Genomic DNA, 18,360 nt, shown 5'->3' on the forward strand with positions numbered 1-18,360 from the left:
CTCAATCCCCAGCGACGAAGAACGTCCATTGTCCGGTCGGCGTGATGCCGACTCGGTAGAAGATGTACGCACCGAACTGCTTCATATCGTCATAGTCGCTGGCGGTGACGATCTTGAACAACTCGACCCGCTGCTTGGCATCGAGCTTGTCCAGCGGCAGGGCGAAGAAATAGGGCCAGACATAGAGATCCTGCGGAGTGCCTGCATCGACGTGGACATAGCCGGCATTGAGCACCTCTTCCAGGATGGCGAGGATTTCCTGGCCCTCCGTGTCGCCGGAAAGGCCTTTCAGGAAGGCGATCGGGTCGCCCTCCATGTCGCCCAGCGACAATTGGGTCATCATGTTACCCGTGCCGATCAGCGGCCGCAGTCTTTCGATGTCGCCGCTTTTGCAGGCCTCGACGATCAGATCGTGCATGCGCCTGACCGGTTCCGGCAACTTGGCAAGGTCGTAGACGACTTCGGGCACAGGCGCATCCGGATCGACATGCGGATTGGCCATGCCACCATCGTCCGCTGGCCCTTTCGGTTCGGTTTGCTCCGGCCCGTCGGACGGAGTCGGCTGGCTGGCTGCAGGTGGCGTCGTGCCGAGCGGGCCGGGCATCGGCACTGTACTTCCAGGCGGCGACATGTCGCCGTCGGGCGGAGGCGTGACCGGCGAAGGCAGGTCTTCGCGCTTGATCTCGCTGAGGGCGTGAGCGGGACTGCTCGCAAGTAGCAGTGCAAGGGGAATTGTGGCGCAGGAAGCAGTAAGCCAAATGCTGAGGACCAGGCCGCGCGGCTTGCCTGATATCGAAAAATTCACCGCCTGCTACTCCCTGGTTCCAGCCCATCCATGTGCCCGGACATGATGTCCGGGCGGCGCGCCGTCGTCAAAGAACCGGGGTCAGTGCCGCAGTCTTTCGGGCTCGAAGGCCCCGGCAATCACCTTTTCACGCATGCGATCCAGCAGGGCAAGCGCCGAGGTCTCGCCATTGGTGCGCAGCATTTCGCCGAATGCCGTTTCGAGGGCTGCCTCGGCGATGATTTCCGGCTCGATCCCGGCCGACAATCCTTCTGCCCAGGCTTCGCTGTGGCTTTCCACGGCGGTCAGGCGCTTTTCTTCCCTGACCAGCGCGTCGATGTCGTTGACGCCATGTTCCATTGCGATGTCCACCCTTTCAAGCGGTGATCCGTTGGATAGGGATCAAGCTTGAGTTGTCCCTTTTACGCGCAGGCGCAGTAAGTATTTGTAAATACGACATTTTTTTGGTCGTCTTCTACAAATTCCGTCGCGTCCGGCAAACCTGCGTCCGATCCGTTTCAAACTTAGCCGATTAGGCCGGCCAAGGGGACGGAAACCTTCAGTTTGAGTTAATTTCACATCTGCGCGCTAACGTTTCGTTAACATAGTTGCAAAAGTGCAACATCAGGTTTGCACCAAGACCTCACCCGAGGCAAGCGGAGAAGTGTCCAACGCGTCCGCCGCCCACAGCGCCGGCGCTTGATGCCGGTTTGCCGGAACGGCAGCTGCCGCCGTCAGTTTCCGTAACGAGAGGCTATGTCGCGAGACAGCGTCTCGCCTTCCTTCATGTAGCGGCTGATGGCTTCCGTCGCCGAGGCCGTGCATTGCGTATAAGTGCCGCCGAACGACCGGTAGCCGCGGTTGAAGCTGGCGATGAAGCGGGCGCGCCGCTCCGGATTCGGATTTTCCGATGCGATCAGTTTTTCCATCTCGGCTCGCCACTGGTCGCCTTTCTCGCCACACAGATTACGCAGGAAATGCAGAGAACCGAGCACTTCCGCCAGCCGCATCAGCCCAGGCTCGAATGGCGCTTCGGCGGCGATTGCCGGACGCACGCCGAAACTCACACTGACGGCGAGGCAGGCGGCGAGAAACGAGGACGTGCGGCTCATGAGGCTTTGTGCTGAAACAATTTGTCGCCTGCAAGGCGATTCTCTGGCTCAGGTCTCGCCGTCCTTATTGGGGCCGAGTAGATCGTCGGCAATTTCAAACACCGCATCGGCGAGCGGCATCGCTGTCATTTCGGCCAGCGTATAGAAAGCCGCGGTTTCGGCGTCGTCGCTGGCAACCGCCTCGCCGCCGGCATAATCGGCCCCAAACACCGTCAGCCAGTAGTCGACCGGATGCCCGTCGCCGCTGCCGTCGATGTGGATTTCCCGCAGCGGCCGGTAGCTGCGCGCCTGCAATCCGGTCTCTTCCAGCAATTCGCGCCGTGCTGCCTGTGCCAGCGTCTCGCCGGCTTCGACCTTGCCGCCGGGAAAGGCATAGAGGCCTTGCGAGGGCGGCCTGGCCCGCTTGACCAGCAGCACCGTGTTCTCGCGCACGACGCAGACCGAGACTGCCGGAATGATCTTGCGTGCTTCCATGGGCTCCGGATCGCTCGATTGGCACAGCCCGTTGTGGACCGGCTATCGGCGGACAGCTTTAGCGGTTGCGAAAGGCGGGTTCCATGGCCACTTTCACATGCCACCAATTCGAGAGCTGAATTCATGTGCGGACGCTTTGCTTTGACAGCCACTCCGGACCAGACCGCCGCCTTTCTCGGCCTGGCGGAACTTGAGGAGTTTCCGGCCCGCTACAACATCGCGCCGACGCAGCCGATGCTGATGGCGCTCGCCGGATTGCCGCAGGCGCCGGGCTCGAACCTGCCCGACCGCCGCTCGATGCTGGTGCGATGGGGCCTGATCCCGGCCTGGGTCAAGGATACGCGCAACTTCCCGCTGCTGTTCAACGCGCGTTCCGAGGGGGCTTTGGAAAAGGCATCATTTCGCGCTGCCATGCACCATCGCCGCGCCCTGGTACCAGCTTCGGGATTCTACGAATGGCACCAAACCGGTGGCAGAAGAGGGCAGCCCTATTGGGTGCGGCCAAGGCGTGGCGGGCTTGTCGCCTTCGCCGGGCTGATTGAGACCTATGCCGAGCCGGGCGGCTCGGAAATGGACACCGGCGCCATTCTGACCGCCCACGCCAATGCCGATACTGCCCATATCCACGACCGCATGCCGGTGGTGATCCATCCCAAGGATTTCGCGCGCTGGCTGGATTGCCGCACGCTCGAGCCGCGCGATGTGGCCGATCTGCTGAGACCCGCCCAGCCCGATTTCTTCGAAGCGATCCCGGTTTCCGACCTCGTCAACAAGGTCGCCAATACCGGGCCGGAGATTCAGGAGAAGGGCGTCGTCGAGCCTGAGCCCGAGAAGGTCAAGCGCCAGAAGTCCGGCGCGAACGACAGTCAGATGAGTTTATTTTAGCAAAAGCTACTATTACTGGTTCGCCGTGAGCGCCTCAATCTTTTCCCGACGGCATTGTCAGGCAGCGCGCGGCGAAACGATCTTCTGCGCCGGCTTCTTCTTCTTCGCGGTGTGCAGAAGAGCTGCGACGATTGCTGCCGGGCCGATCGCCCGGTAGTGGCTGGCGAGCGCCGGTTGCTTGGCGCGGTTGGATTCTTGCTTAGGCATTGGTCTCTTCCCTGGTAACATCTTCGTGTCTGCGTTTGCTGGCCGAATCCGACCAAATCGTGACGCTTGCTGATCTAGCCGGCGAATGTTTCATCACAGTGCCGACCTGTTTAATAAAATGTTTCAATGGCTCAATTCCTGTGAGCCAACGATATTTTTGGCGAAGGTAGCGACTTGACGGCAACACCGGGCAAGGCGATAACGCCGGCCATGAGAACGTCTTTCGCCATTTGTGGCATTTGCATTATCGGCTAGCCTCGCACTGGTCCTGGACGTTTTCGCCTCATCTCCTCCCAGATTGGACAAACGCCCCGGCCAGCAGGCTGGAGCCCGATTTGCGCCTCGGCGTAACCGACTCCATCCAGAGCACGATCCCAAAAGGTCATGCTCAAACAAAGTAATGCACCGGGAACGCACGTATGTCTGACGCATCGAAGAGCCTGCGCCTCTACAACACGCTAACGCGGAGCAAGGAGGATTTCTTCCCGATCGATCCGCGCAACGTGCGCATGTATGTCTGCGGCCCGACGGTCTATGACTTCGCCCATATCGGCAATGCGCGGCCGGTGATCGTCTTCGACGTGCTGTTCCGTTTGCTGCGCCATCTCTACGGGCAAGCGCACGTCACTTACGTCCGCAACATTACGGACGTCGACGACAAGATCAACGCCCGCGCACTGCGCGATTTCGGCGGCGAGATTGCCTCTGGCAAGTTGTCGCTGAACGAAGCGATCAGGCGGGTCACCGAAAAGACCGCCGACCAGTTCCACAAGGACGTTGCGGCGCTCGGTTGCCTGGAACCGACGGTCGAGCCGCGCGCCACCGAGTTCGTCGAGCCCAGGCCCGACGGCAAGGTCGACATGATCTTCTTGATTCAGCGCTTGATCGAACGCGGCCATGCCTATGTCGCGGCTGGAGAAGTCCTGTTCGACACCGCTTCCATGCCGGACTACGGGCAGTTGTCGAAGCGCAATCTCGACGAGCAGCAGGCCGGCGCCCGCGTCGCCGTCGATGCGCATAAGAAGAACCCGCAGGATTTCGTGCTGTGGAAATTGTCTTCGCCCGAGGAACCGGGCTGGGACAGCCCGTGGGGCAGGGGCCGGCCCGGCTGGCACATCGAGTGCTCGGCGATGTCGGCCGCCTATCTCGGCGAGGTGTTCGACATCCATGGCGGTGGTATCGACCTGATCTTTCCTCACCACGAGAACGAGATCGCGCAGTCGCGATGCGCCCACGGCACCGAAACGATGGCCAAGGTGTGGATGCACAACGGCTTCCTGCAGGTCGAGGGCCAGAAGATGTCCAAGAGCCTGGGCAATTTCTATTCGATCACCGAATTGCTGGAGACGGAGACCTTTGGCGGCCGCAAATGGCCGGGCGAGGTGCTCAGGCTGGCGATGCTGATGACGCACTATCGCGAGCCAATCGACTTTTCCGTGCGCAAGCTGGAAGAGGCGGAGAATACGCTGCGCAAATGGAAGCGGGCGGCCGATCTGGCGCCGCCGACGGCAAAGCCGGTGCCGGCGGATGTGATCGAAGCGCTCTCGGATGACCTTGCCACCTATGCCGCATTCCAGTTGCTGACGCAGTTGGCTGGCGATGCTGTTGATCTCAACACTGGTAGTGGCAACGCAGCCGCCGAAGGCAACGATGCTGCCGCTTCACTGAAGGCATCGCTGTTGTTCCTCGGCTTCGACGTTGCAACAGCCAAGGTGGATGAAGACGCCATTGCCAAGGCGATCGCCAAACGCCTCGCATTGATCGCTGCCAAGAACTGGGCCGAGGCCGACCTCATCCGCGACGAGTTGCTGGCGCAAGGCATCCAGTTGAAGGACGGCAAGGACCCCGTCACCGGCGAACGCATCACCACTTGGGAGGTAAAAAGATGATCGATCATCTCGGCATCATCGTTTCGGATTTTGACGCGTCGAAGGCTTTTTACGACAGGGCGATGGCGCCGCTCGGCGCCTCGCTGCTTTACATGGTGCCGCTGGAATATACCGGCGGCGCTAAGGTCGGCGGCTACGGCCGCGACCGGCCGGTGTTTTGGCTGCATGCCGGCAAGGACAAGCCGAAGGATCATCAGCATGTCGCTTTCACCGCGCGCAGCCGCGCCGAGGTCGATGCCTTTCACGCCGCGGCGATCGCCGCCGGCGGCAAGGACAATGGCGGGCCGGGCCTGCGACCGCACTACCACCCCAACTATTACGCTGCCTTCGTCTTCGATCCCGACGGCAACAATGTCGAGGCGGTCTGCCATGCTCCGGAGTAATGCGCGATGAGCCTCGACAACAAACCGGTGTATTCAGGCGGCTGCCAGTGCGGCGCGGTGCGCTTCCGCGTCGAAGGCGCGCTCGGCGATGCTTCCGTCTGCCATTGCCGCATGTGCCAGAAGGCGAGCGGCAATTTCTACCTGCCGCTGGTCTCGGTGCGCGGCGCAAGGCTGGACTGGACGCGCGGTGAGCCCAAACGCTTCCGCTCGTCCAACGCGGCTTTGCGCGGTTTCTGCGCCGAATGCGGTACGCCGCTGACCTTCGAAGCGCCCGACGGCGTGGCGCTCGCCATCGCCGCATTCGACCACCCCGAGGAGATCGCGCCGACCATCCAATGGGGTGTCGAAGCCAAGCTCCCCTACGTAGATCACGTCCACGAATTGCCCGGTGAGGAGACAATGGCCGACGTTTCGTCTGCCTCCTATCTCGCCGATCTCGTCTCCTACCAACATCCCGACCACGACACCGAACAATGGCCGCCGGAGGAAAAATCATGACCGAAACCGTTCGTACCGGCGGCTGCCAGTGCGGCGCCGTGCGCTTCCGCATCCACGGCGCCCTCGGCCGCCCGTCCATTTGTCATTGCCGCATGTGCCAGAAACAGTTCGGGTCGTTTTTCGGCGCGCTGGTGACAGTGCCGAGCGACGGCGTCGAATGGGTGCGCGAGGAGCCGAGTTACTTTCAGTCGTCGGTCAACATCGATCGCGGCTTCTGCGCCCGCTGCGGCACACCGCTGACCTACCGCCAGCCCGGTGCGCTGGAGATCGCCATCGGCGCCTTCGACGACCGTTCCGATCTGGCGCCGCAGATCCAGGTCAACTACGCCGCCAGGCTGGCCTGGGTCGAGACGATCTTCGACGCGCCGATCCACGACGACCCGGATTTCTATGCGCGGCAGGAATCCATCATTTCCTTCCAGCATCCCGATCACGAGACGGCCAACTGGCCGCAGCAGGGCCTGAAACTATGAGCAGCGAATTCCGCACCCTCTATCCCGAGATCGAAGCCTTCGAATCCGGCATGCTCGACGTTGGCGGTGGCCATCAGGTCTATTGGGAGCGCTCCGGCACCCGCGGTGCCAAGCCGGCTGTATTCCTGCATGGCGGGCCGGGCGGCGCTATTTCGCCAAAGCACCGGCGGCTGTTCGATCCGAAGCTGTACGATGTCATCCTGTTCGACCAGCGCGGCTGCGGAAAATCGACGCCCAATGCCTCGCTTGAAGCCAACACCACCTGGCATCTGGTCGCCGACATCGAGCGCCTGCGAAAAATGTGCGGCTTCGACAAATGGCTGGTGTTCGGCGGTTCTTGGGGTTCGACGCTGGCGCTGGCCTATGCCGAGACCCACCCCGAGCGGGTCAGCGAACTGGTCGTGCGCGGCATCTATACGCTGACCCGCGCCGAACTCGAATGGTACTACCAGTTCGGTGTGTCAGAGATGTTCCCCGACAAGTGGGAGCGGTTTCTGGCGCCAATCCCGGAGGCTGAGCGCGGCGACATGATGGCCGCCTACCGCAAGCGCCTGGTTGGCAGCGATCCTGTGGCGCGGGTCGAGGCCGCTCGCGCCTGGAGCCTGTGGGAGGGCGAGACGATCACGCTGCTGCCGGAACCGGAAACCAGTGGTCCCTTCGGCCAGGATGATTATGCCCTGGCTTTCGCCCGCATTGAGAACCACTATTTCGTCCATGCCGGCTGGCTGGAAGAGGGACAGCTGCTGCGCGATGCATGGAAGCTTAAGGATATCCCGGGTACCATCGTTCACGGCCGCTACGACATGCCGTGCCCGGCGCGCTATGCCTGGGCGCTGCACAAGGCGTGGCCGAAAGCGGATTTCCATCTGATCGAAGGCGCCGGCCACGCCTATTCGGAGCCGGGCATCCTCGACAGGCTGATCCGCGCGACGGACACGTTTGCCGGGAAATGACCATGGCTCGCGAGCGCCTTTATCTGTTCGACACCACGCTGCGCGATGGTCAGCAGACGCCGGGTATCGACTTTTCCGTCGAGGACAAGATCGCCATCGCCAAGCTGCTCGACGAGTTCGGCATCGACTACGTCGAGGGCGGCTACCCCGGCGCCAATCCAACCGACACCACCTTCTTTGCCGAGCGTCGCACGGCCGATGCCAAGTTCGTTGCGTTTGGCATGACCAAACGGGCAGGAGTGTCGATTTCGAACGATCCTGGGCTTGCCGCGCTGGTCCAGTCGAAGTCGGACGCCATCTGCTTCGTCGCCAAGAGTTGGGACTACCATGTCCGCGTCGCCCTCGGCTGCACCAATGAGGAGAACCTCGAGGCGATCAAGGCCTCGGTCGAGGCCGCGCTCACGGCCGGCAAGGAGGCGATGGTCGACTGCGAGCATTTCTTCGACGGCTTCAAGGCCAACCCCGATTATGCGCTGGCCTGCGCCAGGACGGCCTACGATGCCGGCGCGCGCTGGGTGGTGCTGTGCGACACCAATGGCGGCACGCAGCCCTCCGAGTTGCGCGCCATCGTCGAAAAGGTGATCGCGGCCGGCATACCGGGCGACCATCTCGGCATCCACGCCCATGACGACACCGGCCAGGCGGTGGCAAATTCGCTTGCCGCCGTCGAGGCCGGCGTGCGCCAGATCCAGGGCACGCTGAACGGCATCGGCGAGCGCTGCGGCAACGCCAACCTGATCTCGATCGTGCCGACATTGGCGTTGAAGCCGGCCTTTTCGGGCCGCTTTGCTACAGGCATTTCGGCAGAGGCGTTGACCGGTATATCGCGCCTGTCCCGCGCCTTCGACGAGTTGCTGAACCGTGCGCCGGAAGCGCAAGCGCCCTATGTCGGGGCCTCCGCTTTCGCCACCAAGGCCGGTATCCATGCCTCGGCGCTGGCCAAGGAGCCGGCGACCTACGAGCATGTTCCGCCAGAAACTGTCGGCAACCGCCGCCGTGTCATGGTTTCGGACCAAGGCGGCAAGGCCAATTTCCTGGCCGAGCTGAAGCGGCGCGGCATCGACATGCCCCGGGACGACCATCGCCTCGACGCGCTGATCGCCGTGGTCAAGGAGCGCGAGGCGGAGGGCTACGCATACGAAGGCGCCGACGCCAGCTTCGAGCTTCTGGCGCGCAAGATGCTGCACGGCCTGCCGGAATTCTTCCGCGTCACCTCGTTCCGCTGCATGGTCGAGCGCCGTTTCGACGCCAACGGCCAGCTGAAGACGGTCTCGGAGGCGATTGTGAAAGTGCTGGTCGAGGGCGAGGAGAAGATGTCGGTCGCCGAAGGCCATGGCCCGGTCAACGCGCTCGACATTGCGCTGCGCAAGGATCTCGGCAAATTCCAGAGCGAAATCGCCGATCTCGAGCTGGCCGACTTCAAGGTGCGTATCCTCAATGGCGGCACCGAGGCGATCACCCGCGTGCTGATCGAATCGCATGACGGTACCGGCGCGCGCTGGTGGACGGTCGGCGTCTCCGAAAACATCATCGATGCTTCGTTCCAGGCGCTGATGGACTCGATCGTCTACAAGCTGATGAAGAACCGCGACATGGCGGGATTGGCAGCGGCGGAGTGAGGAAATGGGCTTCACGATAAGCTGGGTCGCATTCAATGGTCTGCCACTCGCGAAGGCAGCGCTGGCTTTCGGTCTGGCTCAAAGCGGACAATCGGACGAGGTTTTTGATTTTGACTACAATGGCGTGACGGTTGGTCAAAATTGGTCTGTCGTCATTTTTAACGACGTGAACATGGACCTGGTGGACGAGAAGCGCCTAGCAAACCTTTCGACGGGCAGGGACATTGTCGTCGTTCACAATATCGACACGGTCATGCTGCAATGGGCCGAACAGTGGCGCGACGGGCACGAAGTCTGGAGCATACGACACACCAGCGCAGACGGTGCGCGCAACCTAGAAGCGACAGGAAACCTTCCATTCTGTTTCGAGGAGATTCGCCGCGAGCGCTTCGCAGATCAGGATCGCGAGGACGCCGGTGCTGCCACTATAGACTTTATCGCAGATATTCCGATCGAGGTGGCAGAATGCGTGACGGGCTTTCGTCACGACACCGTTGGAGCGGAATTCATGGAATTGGTGCCTGCGCCCGGCGAAACCAAATGACTGCGGGCTTCGCGCATCTCAATGAACTGGTGAAAACGCCGGGTTCTTGAACCATCAGCGAGACTCCATTTATCCATCAGCAATTTGCGATGGTTTTGGGCAAGCCGCTGGCGCCTAGCCTTGGGCCATGACTACCCAAGCACTTCAAATCGAGGCCGGCACCAAAGCTCGTCGCGGCTTCCTGCTGGCGCTCGGCGCCTACCTGCTTTGGGGGCTGCTGCCCTTCTATATGAAGGCTGTCGCGCATCTGCCTCTGGCCGAAGTCATCGCCCACCGCATCGTCTGGTCGGTGCCGATCGCGGCCGCCGTCCTGGTCTGGGCCGGCCGCACTGCCGATTTCAAAGCGGCAGTTCGTTCGCCGCGCATCATTTCGATGGCGGTGCTGACGGCGGCGCTGATCTCGGTCAACTGGGGCATCTATGTCTGGGCGATCGCGGTCGACCGCACCATCGAGACGGCGCTCGGCTACTACATCAACCCGCTGGTCAGCGTCGTTGTCGGCGCGCTGCTGCTCGGCGAGCGGCTCGACCGCCTGCAGATTGCGGCGGTGGTGCTGGCGGCAATCGCGGTCGCGGTGCTGACCATCGACGCCGGCAAGCTGCCCTGGGTGTCGCTGGTGCTGGCCTTTTCCTTTGCCGCCTATGGCTTCTTCCGCAAGACGCTGCCGATCGGCCCGAGCCAGGGCTTCCTGCTTGAAGTGCTGCTGCTGTCGGTGCCGGCACTCGGCTACATCATCTTCCTGATCGCCACAGGACAGGATCATTTCGTCTCCAGCTCGCTGAACGACACCGCCTTGCTGATCGGCTGCGGCCCGGTCACCGCCGTGCCGCTGCTGTTGTTTGCGTTCGGCGCCAGGCTGCTGCGCCTCTCCACCATCGGCATCATGCAGTATATCGCGCCGACAATCGTCTTTTTGATCGCGGTGCTGATTTTCGGCGAACCGTTCGGCAGCGTTCAGGCCATAGCCTTCGGGCTGATCTGGGCGGCGCTGGCGACGTACTCCTGGTCGATGTTTTCTACGGCGCGCAAGACCGTTGCCGCATCCGCTCGAGCCGCCTAACGAAGAAAGGCGGCTGGCCGGTCCTAAAGGCCGGCTGCCGCCTCTTTTCACGATCGCTCAGCGCTTCGGCCCGAAGCCGGGATAGGGTTGCAGCGGCACGACGGCGGCAATGTCCATCATGCCGGCCTTGACCAGCGGTAAAGTTGCGAGATGGTTGCGCACATCGGCATCGCTGCCGGCTTCGAACATCATGCCGCTGCCGGGAATGTCGCCCCGATTCCACACCTGACGCACGGCGCCTTCGGCATAGAGCGTGCGGCGCTGCTCGGCCTCGCCAGGCAGCAGCGGCGCAAAATCGGCGTCGGTAAACTTTTCGGTGTTGCGCGCAAGAAGGGCAAAGAACTGCATCGGAATCTCCTGATGTTGGCCGTTGGAATGCCGAAAATATTCGCTTCGGCTGGCCAGACAGTCCAAGACTGATTAGGCTAAAGTTGAGACCTTACGGGACTTTAGCATCGGAGCAACAATGTTCGACCTGCGCCAGCTCCGCTATTTCATCGCGGTGGCCGAAGCCGGCAATGTCGGGCGTGCCGCCGAATTGCTGCACATTTCGCAGTCGCCGCTCAGCCGTCAGATCATGCAGCTGGAGGAGCAACTGGGCGTCGCATTGTTCGAGAGGGCGAGGCAGCGTGTTCATCTCAATGCCGAGGGCCGCGCTTTTCTTGCCGAGGCGCGTGCGCTGCTGGCCCATGCAAGACGGCTGGAGGAGCTCGGCCGCAATCTCGCCGGCGGTACGGTCGGCCGTCTCGCCATCGGCTATGTCGAAGGTGCGGTCCATGCAGGGCTTGTCGCTCGAATGCTGCGCCAGTTTCGCCGCGACCGGCCCGAATTTCATCTTCAACTGAAGGGTCAGCGTTCCGCCGCGCAGATCGAAGCGCTGCGCGAACGATCGCTCGATCTGGGCCTCGTGTACACGCCTCCTTCTGCCGACGATCCCGACATCGCCGCCATGCTCATCATGCGCGAGCCGCTGGTTCTGGCGATGCCGGAAGGCGATTCATTGGCTGAAATCGCGGAGATACTGCCGCAGCAACTGGACGGACGTACCTGGATCACGGTGGTGCGCCAGCCTGACGACACCAACCGCAGCCAATTTCTCGCCGCCTGTGCGAAGGCCGGCTTCCTGCCCGACATTGCCTATGAGACGACCGATCCGTTGACGTCGTTGGGCCTGGTCAGCGCCGGGCTTGGGCTGGCGACGGTGCAGGCCAGCCTGCGGAGTGCCGCGCCGCCTCAGATCGTGTTTCGCGATCTGCCGTGGTTCGAACGCACCGTCTCGATCCATCTCGCCTGGCGGCGTCAGGACAAGCGCGCGGTCATTGCGGACTTAAGGAAGGCGGTAGGGAAGGAGTGAATAGTGAATAGTGAATAGTCAGTAGTCAGTAGTCAGTAGGCAGGTGCCGATTCGGAAGGTCTTGTACTTCGCTATTCACTAGTCACCATTCACTCTACATCTTATCAATCACCGACTGCACGCCCTCCGTCGGTGCATCGACGGAGGATCCCGCCACCATGATAGCGGCGACGATTGCTTCCGGATCCTCGACCACCAGCGGCTTGACCCGTTGCGCGGTGTGGATGAAGCCCTCCGTTGCCATGTGATCGAGCAACGCCAGCATCGGATCCCAGAACCCTCCGACGTTGCCGAAAACGATCGGCTTGCGGTGATGGCCGAGCTGCGCCCAAGTCATGATTTCGACGATCTCCTCGACGGTGCCGATGCCGCCGGGCAGCGCCACAAAGGCGTCGGATTTCTCGAACATCCTGTGTTTGCGCTCGTGCATATTATCGGTGATGACGAGCTCGTCGAGCCGGTTAAGCGCGGTTTCGGTCGCCTCCCGGTTGATCAGAAAACGTGGAATTATGCCGGTTACCTTGCCGCCGGCCTTTAACGCCCCTTCAGCGACGGCACCCATGATACCTTTAGTGCCGCCGCCATAAATCAGACGCAGGCCGGACTTGGCGATCGAGCGGCCAAGCAGGTGTCCGGCCTTGATATAGGTTTCATCTCGGCCCGGGGAGGAGCCGCAATAGACGCAGACAGATCGAATCGTGTTCATGTTATGATTGGTGATAGGGACTATTGGCATGGTCAAGCCCTGGGGCGGGCTTTTTCTTGTCGGCTTTGGCAAAACAGGCTAGACCGAAATTAGGTGGCTAAGGGGCAGGGAAACATGGCAATTAATCCGTTGAAGGCGTTTTTGTTCGCGGCTGGCGGCTCTGTCGCCGCGGCGGGAACCGCCTATGTATCGGGCGCACTCGACCCGTATCTCAATCTTACCCGGCCTGCGGAGGTCGCGGCGCTGACGCCGCCGGCTTCGAAACCGGCCGCTCCGGCGACCGAGGGCCGGCTGCCGCCTGCGCCCGCCGCGTCCACCGAGGCCGCAGCGCCCGCCGCGCCGGCCGCAGCAGGTGCAATCGTGCCGACCTTCGACATCGTGCGCGTCGAAAGCAACGGCTCGATCGTCGTCGCCGGCAATGCGGCGCCCAACGCCAAGGTCGAGATTCTCAACGGTTCGGCTGTGCTCGGCTCGACGGTCGCCGGCCCTGACGGCGCCTTTGCCATTATTCTCGACGATCCGCTGAAGCCCGGCGACTATACGATCACGCTGCGCTCGACGGCTGGCAATGTCGTGACCGCCTCGGCGCAGACCGCCGTCGTTTCGATCCCCCAGAATTCCACCGGCCAGGTGCTGGCAATGGTCGAGGAGCCGGGCAAGCCGTCCGAACTGCTCACTGTTCCGGCCCCTCAAGCGAAATCTGACGCCTCGCCGCCCGTCGGCGAACAGGCGGCCGTTCAGCCACCCGCCACCGGCACCGAATTGCCGGCTGCCGCAGCGCCTGCGGCTGATGTTCCAGCAGCGCCTGCTCCTGCCGCGCCGGCCGCTGTTGAAGCCGCGCCGACTCCGGCAGCACCCGCCACATCGGCAGCGCCCGCTACTCCCGCGGTGGAGCCGAAGATCGTCGTCGAAGCTGTCGAAATCGACGGCAACAAGATTTTCGTTGCCGGGCTCGCCGATCCCGGCCGCAAGGTGCGCGCCTATGCCAACGATATCCTGCTCGGCGACGCGAAGACCTCGCCCGACCGCCACTTCCTGGTCGAAGCGACACGTGACATCCCGGTCGGCACCTACACCATCCACGTCGATGCGCTCGGCGCCGACGGCGTGACGGTGGTGGCCCGTGCCGCTGTGCCGTTCGAGCGCGAGCCTGGTGAGGCGGTTGCCGCCGTGGCGCCCGCCGAGCCGAATGCTCCGGCGACCAAAGCGGCGCCGGCAACGGCCGTCGAAACGCCCGCAACTGCCCCCACTCCTACAACCGAAGCCCCGGCCGAAATGGCCGCCACAACGCCTTCGGGCGAAACCCCCGAGACCGTGGCTCCAAAGCTCGAACATGCCGATGGCGCAGTCATTATCCGCCGCCATGACACGCTGTGGCGGATTTCGCGGCGGGTCTATGGCCAGGGCATGCGCTACTCGACCATCTATCTCGCCAACCAGGACCAGATCAGCAATCCGAACCGCATCTGGCCGGGGCAGGTGTTCAAGGTGCCGGAGAAATCGAAGGAAGGCGAACCCGCCGATCTCAAGGCAATGGGCGACCAGATGACGACGGCGCCAGCCAAGGCCGAGTAGCGTTCTGCCCATCAGGATAGCTTGCGGCAGGGCCGGTCATCGTTTATCGCCGATGGACGATGACCGAATCCCCCCTCGTGACGGACCAACGCCGCGCGGCAGATGAACACGCGCCGGCCAACTGCATGCCGGCCAACTGTACGCCGGATAGCCGCGCCGTCGCTGTCCGGCTCGCGGCCCTTTCGCATCCGGCGCGGATCGAAATTCTCAAACACCTTTCCGCAAGCCGTTCCTGCTGCTGTCGCGAGGTTGTCGAGCATCTCGACCTGGCGCAGTCCACTGTTTCCCAGCATTTGAAGATCCTGGTCGAGGCCGGGCTGATCCGCTTCGAGCCTGACCGCCAGCGCTCGCGCTATGAACTCGACCGCGCCGCGCTCGCCGATGTTTCGGCATCGCTGGCCGCGCTGGTCGATTCCTGCTGCTCCGGCCGCTAAAATCATAAAGGTAAACAAGAATGGCCGAGAAAACCGTTTCCGCCGATTCCGGCTCGACCTTTAGAACGTTGCGCAATCTCTGGCCCTATATGTGGCCGGCCGACCGCGCCGACCTGAGGGCGCGGGTGGTGTGGGCCACCGTGCTGCTGGTTGTCGCCAAGCTGACCCTGGTGGCCGGACCCTATTTCTTCAAATGGGCGACCGACGCACTGGCCGGCGATAGCAAATCGCCGCCGCCGCTGCCGGCCTTCCTGCTGGCGCCGGTCATGCTGGTCGTCGCCTACAATGCCGTGCGGCTGGTGCAACTCGGCTTCAACCAGTTGCGCGACGCCCTGTTTGCACGGGTCGGCCAGCATGCGGTGCGCCGGCTCGCCTTCCGTACCTTCGTGCACATGCACGAACTGTCGCTGCGCTTCCACCTCGAACGGCGCACCGGCGGACTGTCGCGCGTCATCGAGCGCGGCACCAAGGGCATCGAGACGATCGTCCGCTTCACCATGCTGGCCACGGCGCCGACAATCGTCGAATTCGCGCTCACCGCCGGCATCTTCGCCGTCACCTATGGCTGGCTATACGTCTTGGTGATCGCGGTCACGGTCTGGCTCTATGTCTGGTTCACCGTCAGGGCGAGCGATTGGCGTATTTCGATCCGCCGCGAGATGAACGACAGCGACAATGAAGCCAGCACGAAGGCGATCGATTCGCTGCTCAACTACGAAACAGTCAAATATTTCAACAACGAAGCCATGGAGGCCGAGCGCTTCGACCGGTCCACGGCGCGCTATGAGGTGGCGGCGACCAGGACCTGGACCTCGCTTGGCTGGCTGAACTTCGGCCAAGGGGTGATCTTCGGCATCGGCATGACCGTCGTCATGGTGCTGTCGGCGCTCGAGGTGAAGGCAGGCACACAGAGCGTCGGCGATTTCGTCTTCGTCAACGCCATGCTCATGCAGCTTTCGGTGCCGCTCAATTTCATTGGCATGATCTACCGCGAAATTCGCCAGGGCCTGACCGATATCGAAAACATGTTCGATCTGCTCGACGTCAAGCGCGAGATCGTCGATCGGCCGGGCGCCAATCCACTGGTCGTCGAAGCCGGCAAGATCGAGTTCCATGACGTGCATTTTTCCTACGACCCCAACCGCAAGATCCTGAAGGGCATCAGCTTCGAGGTGCCGGCCGGCAAGACGGTGGCCATCGTCGGCCCCTCAGGAGCCGGAAAGTCGACCATTTCGCGGCTTTTGTTTCGTTTCTACGACATTCAGCGCGGCAAGATTCTGATCGACGGCCAGGACATTCGCGACGTCAAACAGGAGAGCTTGCGCGCCGCCATCGGCATGGTGCCGCAGGACACGGTGCTGTTTAACGACACCATCGCCTACAACATCCGCTACGGCCGTATCGGCGCCAGCGAGGAGGATGTGCGCAAGGCGGCAGAACTGGCCCAGATCGGACCGTTCATCGAGCGGCTGCCAGACGGCTATCGCTCAATGGTGGGCGAGCGCGGGCTGAAACTGTCCGGCGGCGAGAAGCAGCGGGTGGCGATCGCCCGTACCATCTTGAAGGCTCCGCCGATCCTGATGCTCGACGAGGCGACCTCGGCGCTGGACAGCCACACCGAGCAGGAGATCCAGGCGGCACTCGACCTGGTCAGCCAGGGCCGCACCACCCTCGTCGTCGCCCACCGGCTGTCGACGGTGATTTCGGCCGACGAGATCATCGTCCTGCAGGACGGCCAGATCGCCGAGCGCGGCACCCATGTCGCCTTGATAGCCAAGCGCGGCCTTTATGCATCGATGTGGGACCGCCAGCGCGAGGCAAGTGAGGCCGAGGAGCGGCTGCGCATTGCCCGCGAAAGCGACGAGTTCGGCGTCGTTGTCCGCCGCCGCACCTCGGAGGTGAGCTGAAAATTTGTGCTTGACCTCAACTTAAGTTGAGATCGTAGGCCGTTTTGGATCGCAGCAAGATGCGTCGTTCAAAACGGAGACAATCGATATGAATGGGATAAATCAGTCAGTCAGTGGCGGCAGCGTATTCCGGGTGGACAAGTTTGTTGTTCCGGCCAATGCCCGCGAGGAGATTCTTGCCAAGGTCCGGATGACGCATGAATTGCTGCGCCAACAGCAAGGGTTCGTCCAGGATTTCCTGCTCGAGCAATTCTCGGGGCCGGGCGAGTTCAACCTCGTGACCATTGTCGAATGGGAAGGGCAGGCCGCTGTCGACAAGGTCGTGCCGATCATCAAGGCTGCGCATGAGCGCAGCGGCTTCAATCCTCAGGAGACCATTGCGCGACTTGGCGTCAAGGCCGATATCGCCAACTATCAGCGGATCCCCGGGATGTAAGCTCTCTACGGCCAGCCGGCGCCCGGCGCGATAGCCTCGACGCTGAGCACTTGGCCGGTACGGGCATCGCTGATCATATGTTCGAAGCCGCGCCATTCGGCGGCGACGATGAACAGCGTTTTTCCGTCGCCGCCGCCGAGCATGCAGGCAAAACAGCCGCGATCGACGTCGACGCTTTCGAGCATTGCGCCGCGCTCGCGCACCCGCACGCAATGCCGGTTCGGAACGTCGGCGTACCACGCCGCACCTTCGGCATCGAGGCAGATGCCATCCGGAAAACCGTTGCCGAGATTGGCCCAGACCCTTCGGTTGGAAAGGCCACCATCGGCAGCGATGTCGAAGGCGGTCAGCCTGTTTGCGTGGGACTCGGCAACGATCAGCGTCTTGTTGTCAGGCGTCACCGCCATGCCATTGGCGAAGGCGAGGTTCTCAGCCACCTGCTGAACCGAGCCATCAGGTGCGACTTGCACGATGGTGCCGGGGCCGAAATGCTGGCCGGGAGCCGGAGCAGGCCCACCGCCATTGACGTAGATATTGCCGCGCCCATCGACCACGATCTCGTTCCACGGGCTCTTCGACAGGTGTCTCAGATCGGCATGGGTGACCAGCCTCTCGCCTGCCTCCTGCCTGAGGACCAGCCCTTCGCGGCCGGAGACGACAAGCAGGCGCCCGTCCGGAAGCCAGTCGATGGAATAGGGCAGGGTGGCCGGCACGGTGAGCACGATCTCGCTGTTGCCTTGGGCGTCAACGGCGATGATCTGGCCTGTGCCCCAGTTGCAGAACCACAGCCGGCCATCGTGCCAGCGCGGCGACTCGCCGAAGGCCAAGCCGTTCATCACCACTCGCACTTGCCTAGCTGCTGATTTCTGCATGGGCCGAGAACCTCCGGGTTGGCGCAAATCGTCCTGGCCGAAAGGCCAATGAGAGGCGCTGTCTTACCAAGGACGGGCGAGAGTGCTGCGTTCCGACAACGAGGATTGCGACGGCGTCGTTTATATTTGACCTGAGTAGCCGCACGGAACCGCGCGATGCGCCGTGCGCATCCACGGTCGCTGTCGACCTCTTGC

22 protein-coding genes are annotated in these 18,360 nt (G+C 62.5%); 14 read left to right on the plus strand and 8 right to left on the minus strand.

Annotation, left to right across the window (positions count from 1 at the left end; all coding sequences use genetic code 11):
- Position 1: 1 nt before the first annotated feature.
- The 4 genes from AC0L2X_RS03800 to AC0L2X_RS03815 form a co-directional block, all read right to left on the minus strand.
- Positions 2–805 (minus strand): hypothetical protein, encoded by an 804-nt coding sequence (locus tag AC0L2X_RS03800; protein WP_473554576.1) that lies wholly within the window; start codon positions 803–805, stop codon positions 2–4.
- Between the two features lie 81 nt (positions 806–886).
- Positions 887–1,144 (minus strand): hypothetical protein, encoded by a 258-nt coding sequence (locus AC0L2X_RS03805; RefSeq protein ID WP_023677749.1) that lies wholly within the window; start codon positions 1,142–1,144, stop codon positions 887–889.
- A 374-nt stretch (positions 1,145–1,518) separates the two neighbouring features.
- Positions 1,519–1,896, minus strand: a complete 378-nt coding sequence (locus AC0L2X_RS03810; RefSeq protein ID WP_473554578.1) for a TIGR02301 family protein — start codon at positions 1,894–1,896, stop codon at positions 1,519–1,521.
- A gap of 48 nt (positions 1,897–1,944) precedes the next feature.
- On the minus strand, positions 1,945–2,370 hold the full coding sequence (locus AC0L2X_RS03815) for an NUDIX hydrolase (protein ID WP_352490915.1): 426 nt from the start codon (positions 2,368–2,370) through the stop codon (positions 1,945–1,947).
- Positions 2,371–2,493: 123 nt separating this feature from the next.
- Here AC0L2X_RS03815 and AC0L2X_RS03820 point away from each other — a divergent pair, with 123 nt between their 5' ends.
- Positions 2,494–3,255, plus strand: coding sequence for an SOS response-associated peptidase (locus tag AC0L2X_RS03820; protein ID WP_473554581.1), 762 nt, complete (start codon positions 2,494–2,496; stop codon positions 3,253–3,255).
- 57 nt (positions 3,256–3,312) lie between these two features.
- Here AC0L2X_RS03820 and AC0L2X_RS03825 read toward each other — a convergent pair whose 3' ends face one another.
- Complete coding sequence (locus AC0L2X_RS03825) at positions 3,313–3,462, minus strand: hypothetical protein (protein ID WP_023677745.1); 150 nt, start codon at positions 3,460–3,462, stop codon at positions 3,313–3,315.
- A gap of 419 nt (positions 3,463–3,881) precedes the next feature.
- Between AC0L2X_RS03825 and cysS the strand changes: the two genes are divergently transcribed.
- The 8 genes from cysS (at position 3,882) to rarD (ending at position 10,881) form a co-directional block, all read left to right on the plus strand.
- Positions 3,882–5,351, plus strand: coding sequence for a cysteine--tRNA ligase (gene cysS / locus AC0L2X_RS03830; protein WP_473554583.1), 1,470 nt, complete (start codon positions 3,882–3,884; stop codon positions 5,349–5,351).
- The gene (locus tag AC0L2X_RS03835) at positions 5,348–5,734 is read left to right on the plus strand and encodes a VOC family protein (RefSeq protein WP_473554585.1); all 387 of its coding nucleotides are present in this window, start codon (positions 5,348–5,350) and stop codon (positions 5,732–5,734) included. Before cysS ends, AC0L2X_RS03835 begins: the two co-directional genes overlap by 4 nt.
- Positions 5,735–5,740: 6 nt before the next feature.
- Complete coding sequence (locus tag AC0L2X_RS03840; protein WP_352490919.1) at positions 5,741–6,232, plus strand: GFA family protein; 492 nt, start codon at positions 5,741–5,743, stop codon at positions 6,230–6,232.
- A complete protein-coding gene (locus tag AC0L2X_RS03845) occupies positions 6,229–6,705 on the plus strand; it encodes a GFA family protein (RefSeq protein ID WP_473554586.1) in 477 nt (158 codons plus the stop codon). Before AC0L2X_RS03840 ends, AC0L2X_RS03845 begins: the two co-directional genes overlap by 4 nt.
- Positions 6,702–7,658, plus strand: a complete 957-nt coding sequence (pip, locus tag AC0L2X_RS03850) for a prolyl aminopeptidase (protein WP_473554587.1) — start codon at positions 6,702–6,704, stop codon at positions 7,656–7,658. Before AC0L2X_RS03845 ends, pip begins: the two co-directional genes overlap by 4 nt.
- Positions 7,655–9,277 carry a citramalate synthase gene (gene cimA / locus AC0L2X_RS03855; protein WP_473554589.1) on the plus strand — a complete coding sequence of 541 codons (1,623 nt, stop codon included), beginning with the start codon at positions 7,655–7,657 and terminating at the stop codon, positions 9,275–9,277. Before pip ends, cimA begins: the two co-directional genes overlap by 4 nt.
- A gap of 4 nt (positions 9,278–9,281) precedes the next feature.
- A complete protein-coding gene (locus tag AC0L2X_RS03860) occupies positions 9,282–9,821 on the plus strand; it encodes a hypothetical protein (protein WP_473554591.1) in 540 nt (179 codons plus the stop codon).
- Between the two features lie 127 nt (positions 9,822–9,948).
- The gene (gene rarD, locus AC0L2X_RS03865; RefSeq protein ID WP_473554593.1) at positions 9,949–10,881 is read left to right on the plus strand and encodes an EamA family transporter RarD; all 933 of its coding nucleotides are present in this window, start codon (positions 9,949–9,951) and stop codon (positions 10,879–10,881) included.
- Between the two features lie 57 nt (positions 10,882–10,938).
- Here rarD and AC0L2X_RS03870 read toward each other — a convergent pair whose 3' ends face one another.
- Entirely contained in the window at positions 10,939–11,229 is a 291-nt protein-coding gene (locus AC0L2X_RS03870) for a muconolactone Delta-isomerase family protein (RefSeq protein ID WP_352490924.1), read from the minus strand.
- A 118-nt stretch (positions 11,230–11,347) separates the two neighbouring features.
- Here AC0L2X_RS03870 and AC0L2X_RS03875 point away from each other — a divergent pair, with 118 nt between their 5' ends.
- Positions 11,348–12,235: a LysR family transcriptional regulator gene (locus tag AC0L2X_RS03875; RefSeq protein WP_473554596.1), complete on the plus strand. Its 888-nt coding sequence runs from the start codon at positions 11,348–11,350 to the stop codon at positions 12,233–12,235.
- A gap of 94 nt (positions 12,236–12,329) precedes the next feature.
- Here the strand turns inward: AC0L2X_RS03875 and AC0L2X_RS03880 are convergent, their stop codons facing one another.
- The gene (locus tag AC0L2X_RS03880) at positions 12,330–12,941 is read right to left on the minus strand and encodes an LOG family protein (protein WP_254820219.1); all 612 of its coding nucleotides are present in this window, start codon (positions 12,939–12,941) and stop codon (positions 12,330–12,332) included.
- Between the two features lie 114 nt (positions 12,942–13,055).
- Between AC0L2X_RS03880 and AC0L2X_RS03885 the strand changes: the two genes are divergently transcribed.
- The 4 genes from AC0L2X_RS03885 (at position 13,056) to AC0L2X_RS03900 (ending at position 17,293) form a co-directional block, all read left to right on the plus strand.
- The gene (locus AC0L2X_RS03885) at positions 13,056–14,516 is read left to right on the plus strand and encodes a LysM peptidoglycan-binding domain-containing protein (RefSeq protein WP_473554597.1); all 1,461 of its coding nucleotides are present in this window, start codon (positions 13,056–13,058) and stop codon (positions 14,514–14,516) included.
- Between the two features lie 59 nt (positions 14,517–14,575).
- Positions 14,576–14,950: an ArsR/SmtB family transcription factor gene (locus tag AC0L2X_RS03890; protein WP_473554600.1), complete on the plus strand. Its 375-nt coding sequence runs from the start codon at positions 14,576–14,578 to the stop codon at positions 14,948–14,950.
- A gap of 20 nt (positions 14,951–14,970) precedes the next feature.
- Complete coding sequence (locus tag AC0L2X_RS03895; protein WP_473599280.1) at positions 14,971–16,857, plus strand: ABCB family ABC transporter ATP-binding protein/permease; 1,887 nt, start codon at positions 14,971–14,973, stop codon at positions 16,855–16,857.
- Between the two features lie 88 nt (positions 16,858–16,945).
- Positions 16,946–17,293, plus strand: a complete 348-nt coding sequence (locus tag AC0L2X_RS03900) for an antibiotic biosynthesis monooxygenase (protein WP_352490929.1) — start codon at positions 16,946–16,948, stop codon at positions 17,291–17,293.
- A gap of 5 nt (positions 17,294–17,298) precedes the next feature.
- Here the strand turns inward: AC0L2X_RS03900 and AC0L2X_RS03905 are convergent, their stop codons facing one another.
- Positions 17,299–18,165: an SMP-30/gluconolactonase/LRE family protein gene (locus tag AC0L2X_RS03905; protein ID WP_473554603.1), complete on the minus strand. Its 867-nt coding sequence runs from the start codon at positions 18,163–18,165 to the stop codon at positions 17,299–17,301.
- Between the last annotated feature and the right edge of the window lie 195 nt (positions 18,166–18,360).

It is taken from the genome of Mesorhizobium sp. WSM4828, from assembly GCF_055811175.1.

Bases quoted from the DNA above. Each gene is read 5' to 3' on its own strand.
- cimA (WP_473554589.1), top strand. From the start codon at position 7,655: ATGACCATGGCTCGCGAGCGCCTTTATCTGTTCGACACCACGCTGCGC.
- AC0L2X_RS03815 (WP_352490915.1), bottom strand. From the start codon at position 2,370: ATGGAAGCACGCAAGATCATTCCGGCAGTCTCGGTCTGCGTCGTGCGC.
- AC0L2X_RS03905 (WP_473554603.1), bottom strand. From the start codon at position 18,165: ATGCAGAAATCAGCAGCTAGGCAAGTGCGAGTGGTGATGAACGGCTTG.
- AC0L2X_RS03835 (WP_473554585.1), top strand. From the start codon at position 5,348: ATGATCGATCATCTCGGCATCATCGTTTCGGATTTTGACGCGTCGAAG.
- AC0L2X_RS03845 (WP_473554586.1), top strand. From the start codon at position 6,229: ATGACCGAAACCGTTCGTACCGGCGGCTGCCAGTGCGGCGCCGTGCGC.
- AC0L2X_RS03895 (WP_473599280.1), top strand. From the start codon at position 14,971: ATGGCCGAGAAAACCGTTTCCGCCGATTCCGGCTCGACCTTTAGAACG.
- AC0L2X_RS03875 (WP_473554596.1), top strand. From the start codon at position 11,348: ATGTTCGACCTGCGCCAGCTCCGCTATTTCATCGCGGTGGCCGAAGCC.
- AC0L2X_RS03890 (WP_473554600.1), top strand. From the start codon at position 14,576: ATGACCGAATCCCCCCTCGTGACGGACCAACGCCGCGCGGCAGATGAA.
- AC0L2X_RS03860 (WP_473554591.1), top strand. From the start codon at position 9,282: ATGGGCTTCACGATAAGCTGGGTCGCATTCAATGGTCTGCCACTCGCG.
- AC0L2X_RS03885 (WP_473554597.1), top strand. From the start codon at position 13,056: ATGGCAATTAATCCGTTGAAGGCGTTTTTGTTCGCGGCTGGCGGCTCT.
- AC0L2X_RS03880 (WP_254820219.1), bottom strand. From the start codon at position 12,941: ATGAACACGATTCGATCTGTCTGCGTCTATTGCGGCTCCTCCCCGGGC.
- AC0L2X_RS03810 (WP_473554578.1), bottom strand. From the start codon at position 1,896: ATGAGCCGCACGTCCTCGTTTCTCGCCGCCTGCCTCGCCGTCAGTGTG.
- AC0L2X_RS03825 (WP_023677745.1), bottom strand. From the start codon at position 3,462: ATGCCTAAGCAAGAATCCAACCGCGCCAAGCAACCGGCGCTCGCCAGC.
- cysS (WP_473554583.1), top strand. From the start codon at position 3,882: ATGTCTGACGCATCGAAGAGCCTGCGCCTCTACAACACGCTAACGCGG.
- AC0L2X_RS03820 (WP_473554581.1), top strand. From the start codon at position 2,494: ATGTGCGGACGCTTTGCTTTGACAGCCACTCCGGACCAGACCGCCGCC.
- AC0L2X_RS03900 (WP_352490929.1), top strand. From the start codon at position 16,946: ATGAATGGGATAAATCAGTCAGTCAGTGGCGGCAGCGTATTCCGGGTG.
- AC0L2X_RS03840 (WP_352490919.1), top strand. From the start codon at position 5,741: ATGAGCCTCGACAACAAACCGGTGTATTCAGGCGGCTGCCAGTGCGGC.
- AC0L2X_RS03805 (WP_023677749.1), bottom strand. From the start codon at position 1,144: ATGGAACATGGCGTCAACGACATCGACGCGCTGGTCAGGGAAGAAAAG.
- pip (WP_473554587.1), top strand. From the start codon at position 6,702: ATGAGCAGCGAATTCCGCACCCTCTATCCCGAGATCGAAGCCTTCGAA.
- rarD (WP_473554593.1), top strand. From the start codon at position 9,949: ATGACTACCCAAGCACTTCAAATCGAGGCCGGCACCAAAGCTCGTCGC.
- AC0L2X_RS03870 (WP_352490924.1), bottom strand. From the start codon at position 11,229: ATGCAGTTCTTTGCCCTTCTTGCGCGCAACACCGAAAAGTTTACCGAC.